This is a genomic window from Thermogutta sp. (genome assembly GCF_039793925.1).
GTDB lineage: Bacteria > Planctomycetota > Planctomycetia > Pirellulales > Thermoguttaceae > Thermogutta.
In genome coordinates this window covers 49715-54110 of sequence record NZ_JBAMME010000130.1, presented here as the reverse complement: position 1 = coordinate 54110, position 4396 = coordinate 49715, and the positions used below count along the sequence as shown (strand labels likewise).

5 protein-coding genes are annotated in these 4396 nt (G+C 54.4%); all 5 read left to right on the top strand.

What is annotated here, in order from left to right; all coding sequences use genetic code 11:
* Positions 1-230 precede the first annotated feature (230 nt).
* The 5 genes from ABJK56_RS04995 to ABJK56_RS04975 all read left to right on the top strand — a co-directional run bounded on the left by ABJK56_RS04995 (position 231) and on the right by ABJK56_RS04975 (position 4395).
* Complete coding sequence (locus tag ABJK56_RS04995) at positions 231-791, top strand: 4Fe-4S binding protein (RefSeq protein ID WP_347243564.1); 561 nt, start codon at positions 231-233, stop codon at positions 789-791.
* 51 nt (positions 792-842) lie between these two features.
* Entirely contained in the window at positions 843-1307 is a 465-nt protein-coding gene (locus tag ABJK56_RS04990) for a DUF2203 domain-containing protein (protein WP_347243563.1), read from the top strand.
* 443 nt (positions 1308-1750) lie between these two features.
* Positions 1751-2734: a family 43 glycosylhydrolase gene (locus tag ABJK56_RS04985; RefSeq protein WP_347243562.1), complete on the top strand. Its 984-nt coding sequence runs from the start codon at positions 1751-1753 to the stop codon at positions 2732-2734.
* A 416-nt stretch (positions 2735-3150) separates the two neighbouring features.
* On the top strand, positions 3151-3801 hold the full coding sequence (locus ABJK56_RS04980) for an NADH-quinone oxidoreductase subunit A (protein ID WP_347243561.1): 651 nt from the start codon (positions 3151-3153) through the stop codon (positions 3799-3801).
* A gap of 63 nt (positions 3802-3864) precedes the next feature.
* The gene (locus ABJK56_RS04975; RefSeq protein WP_347243560.1) at positions 3865-4395 is read left to right on the top strand and encodes an NADH-quinone oxidoreductase subunit C; all 531 of its coding nucleotides are present in this window, start codon (positions 3865-3867) and stop codon (positions 4393-4395) included.
* Position 4396: the final 1 nt, after the last annotated feature.

The window sequence follows — 4396 nt, the reverse complement described above, 5'->3', positions numbered from 1 at the left end:
GCCGTCGATGTCTTCACCACCCGGTACATTGGGACAGAAAGCGACCCCAGCACAGTTTTGGGTTGTCGTTCCGCAACACAAAAGGCGCCACAGCAGAACTCGTTGCCAAGCACCAACAAGCGGCTCTATAATTCGGTCAACAGGAATCCGGCATCGAGTTTGTAATGCAGTTTTTTGCAATTTTCTGCCAGACAGGGCAAATCAGGTTGCCTGGAGGAAATCGATAAATTATGGCAATCACTCAGGCAGCTATCGGTTTCGTCGGCTGGTGGGCAAATATTGCACGTGCCGTTTGGACGACGATCAAGGCCCTTCGGGTGACCCTTGGCACGTGGTTTGGTACGTACAATCCTCGCCGCCGAACCTTCACTCACCTTTATGAGTATCCCGAAAAACCTGCGGTTGTCACTCCTCGATACAGAGGGTTTCACAGGTACGATTTGACGACCTGCATAGGTTGCGACCGCTGCGCGAGAGACTGTCCGGTCAACTGCATCTACATCACGAAAGAACGTGTGCCGGGCCGCAAAGGATTTCGAGTGACGGCTTTCGTTATTGACTACACGAAGTGCATGTTCTGTGCCTTCTGTACGGAGAACTGTCCCGTAGACTGCATTTTCATGGGGTCCACGTATGATTTGAGTTGTTATTTGCGAGACGGTTGCCTTGTCGATTTCGCCAAGTTGCCGTTGGAAATTGCTTGGGGGCAGGCAACGTTGAATCCGACTGCCGTGGCCCTTTCCAAGTATGTCACCGAGCCGGTCGATGAAGGCCCCGGCGGGACACAATGATGCAATCTCGACCTCATCCTTTTTGCTCGAAACCCATGAAAAAGAGCACCTATGAGCGAAGCATATGAGAATCGAGGCTCAATATCGGGAGGGGAACGCAAAATCTATCTTTCCCTGGAAGATGCCAACGCGTTAATTCCGCGAATCGAGCCGCTGGTTCGCCGTATGGTCAACCTGGCGCGAGATCTGCAAGCCCGATATGAAAGATTGTCGGCAATCCCGGCTGCCAGGAGGGAACGGCATCCCCTTTATAAGGACGAACTTGCCAACATCGAGGCTGGTATTCAACGGGACTTCGAAAGGCTCAAAGAGTGGGTGGAGGAGCTCGCCTCATTGGGAGCGATCACGAAAAGCCCTGTTGAAGGCATTATCGATTTCTATTCTCAGTACGGTGGACGCGACATCTTCCTTTGCTGGCGTTTAGGCGAGCCTCAGATTGAGTTCTGGCATGAAATTGACGCGGGCTTTGCCGGCCGACGACCGGTGTGCGAGTTGTTCGAATCCTCCGCCACTTGATGACTGAAAACGTCCTCCTCCATGGGGCAGCGAGCCCGGACAAAGCCGTTTTTTGATGGCGGCCGAACGCCTTGGACTCTCTCGATACATCGCGCCTCCCGAAGTTAGGATTTTCCCGGCCAGCTCGGCCGAGTCACTCTATGCGGGCCTAGGTGCACCACGGTTTTTCTCCTGGCCGCACACATTTCCGCGACGATTTCACTTTTCCCCAAGATAGCCGTTGGCTTGTCTCTAGCGGTTGAGCGCTGCCCAAATCGACGCGCTCGGCCCCTGGCTTTTGCTGGCTGGGATGGTACACTCACGAAATCTGTACACGAATGGTTGTTTATGGAAAGGCAATCGGGCACGGTAGGACGTGACGTCTTTCATCGTCGTTTCGGCCTCGCAAAGCGAGACGGATGGCGCTTCAGAAGCCGGAGTGGGAGCCACATGGACAAGTCGCCATGGTGATGAAACGCCGCCAGATGTTACGGACTCTCCGCGATTTCACAGCATCAATGCTCGTGGGTGGTGGTCTTGTCGGACGCAGTCACGGGGTCTGCGCGGAGGGTGCTCTTCCCAAGTTTGACTATGGAAAAATACAAAATCCTGTCTGGCGGCTTCCCGACATTCATCTGCGTGATCCGGCGGCGCTGGTCCTTGATGGTAGGGTGCATCTTTGGTTCACGTATTACGATCCGAAGAATGTCACCTGGCACATCGGACAATCGGCAACGGAGGATTTCATCCACTTTGAACCGATCAGGTTGATTTCGCCGAGCGGCTATGCCTCACCGGGCAACGTCATTCGAGTAGGAGATGAGTGGATCCTGTGCTATCAGCAGTACGGGCGGTTCCCCCATTACCTGTGCATCGCGCGCTCTCGGGATTTGGTTCACTGGTCAGAACCCGAATTCCTTTTCAATACTGGCCCAGAAAACAAATGGAACATCGATGGGCGCACAATTGATCCACTATTGATCCCATGGGACGGGCGTTACTACCTTTTCTACACGGGATCGACACGATGGGGCCGGAAATCCGGTCATAACCTCATTGGCCTTGCTGTGAGCGACGACCTCAAGCACTGGACGGACCTCTCCCCTGATGCCCCCGTGATCGCTGCCGACCAACCCTACGAACAACCGGATGGGAATGAGAACAACTGGGTTTTCCGGCATGCTGGAAAATGGCTCATGCTTTATTCTGCAAGTCTCCGGTATCAAAAGATCGCGTACGCTGTTAGCGACGATCTCATCCATTGGGAGAAGAAAGGACTGTGTCGCGTCAAAGTTTTTCCAGAGTCCAGCCGCAGATTCGGAGCACCCGTGGTCCTCGAAAATCTGACGCAACCCGGGGTATACCACATGCTGTTTCAGGGAGAAGATCTGACAGGTCATGTGAGCTTTTTCCTCCTGCGAAGCACGAATCTTGTGGATTGGCAATAATCGACAAACATGAGTGCTGAGAGGGAGCATACGTGCGGTTGGATCATCAAAACCATGAATGCGCCTCACTCAAGAGTGGGGCTGTCTCCTCAACCGGCGCTAATCTTTGGTGATCTGGTTGCCGTAAATTTGCCTCGCACGTGTTCAATTTGCGGACAGGGAAGACCTAAGCAGCCGAAATTTGCGCCGCTTGTGTCGTAACATCCTGGACTGCGACCATGCGCGTGGGGCGGCCTAGAGCGCCATGTTCCGGCGATCGGGGCGCGTTCGCGAGTAGGTTCGAGTGCGCCGAGAAGCCGAGCTTGGACGAAAGTTGACTTCTCTGGGCCAATCGATTGCACGCCCCATGGAACACATTACAATGAATTTTTTCACAGTGCACTTGGACTAAATTTCCTACGTGTTGCAACAGTACGATGACACCGGCATTTGTTGTTGGATACTTGCTGCTTTTCATGGGGGCTGCTGTGGCCGTTGTTTTCGGCGGCCTATTGCTTGGGAAATTATTACGTCCTAATCGTCCCACTCCTGAGAAGCTTCAAACGTATGAGTGCGGGGAACCTTCCGTCGGACCGGCTGATGTTCAGTTTGACTTGCGGTTCTACGTGATAGCGTTGGTGTTTCTCATTTTCGATGTGGAAGTGGCCGTCTTTTTCCCATGGGCGGTGGTCTTCGGAAAAGCCAGCCACCTGCGAAGCGCGAGTGTGTCCAATAAGGCCCTGGAAGCGCGGCTAGAAGAATTGGCGTTTCGACGCGCAGGTGATCAAACGTCCTCAGAGCGCGCCCAATCGGGGGAGAGGAGGCCACCCTCCCAGACAAGCGGCGAGGGAATCGGTCCCCTCCAAGGCGAAAACCGGGAGGTCATCCGGGAATTCGGCAACCGCCTGATGTGGATGGCATTGGTCGATGTGCTTGTGTTCTTTGGCATCCTCCTGGTTGGATTCGCATATTTGTGGTATCGGGGGGATCTGGAGTGGATTCGGGCTCTTCCTGGGGAGGCGATTTCACGCCCTGAAGTTTCACCGCGAAAGACAGGGGGTCTTTCCATGCTTGTAGGTGAAACATGAACAGGGCACGCGCAGGGAAGGGCAGCAGAAACGCACAGGCAAGAATCGGGATCTGGTAGACCAATGGATATTGAGCCGATATTTGGACGACTTCAGGAACAATTCGGGGAGGCTGTCCGCCTGAGCAATGTGCAGGCAATCGATCCGTGGATTGAAGTCGCACGAGAAAAACTTGCGGAGGTGTGCCGTTTCCTCCGCGACGATCCAGAGCTTCAGTTCGAGATGCTCCACTGCATCACAGCGGTGGATTACCTCGAAACAGATCCCAAAAAAGCGGCCAAGGCTCCCTTTCAACCACATCTGGAGTTGATTTACCACCTGTCGTCGCTCAGCAAGCGGCATCGACTCGTTCTCAAGGTGATGCTGCCCCGGTGGGAAGACGACGTAGAAGGACGGTTGCCGCGGGTCCCAACGGTGAGCCAAATCTGGAGCGCGGCAGAATGGCATGAACGGGAGGTATATGACCTCTCCGGCGTGGAATTCGTCGGACATCCCGATTTGCGACGCATCCTCTGCCCCGAGGACTGGATTGGGCACCCGCTCCGCAAGGATTATCAAATGCCCAAAGAGTACCACGGAATCCGAGTTCGGTGAG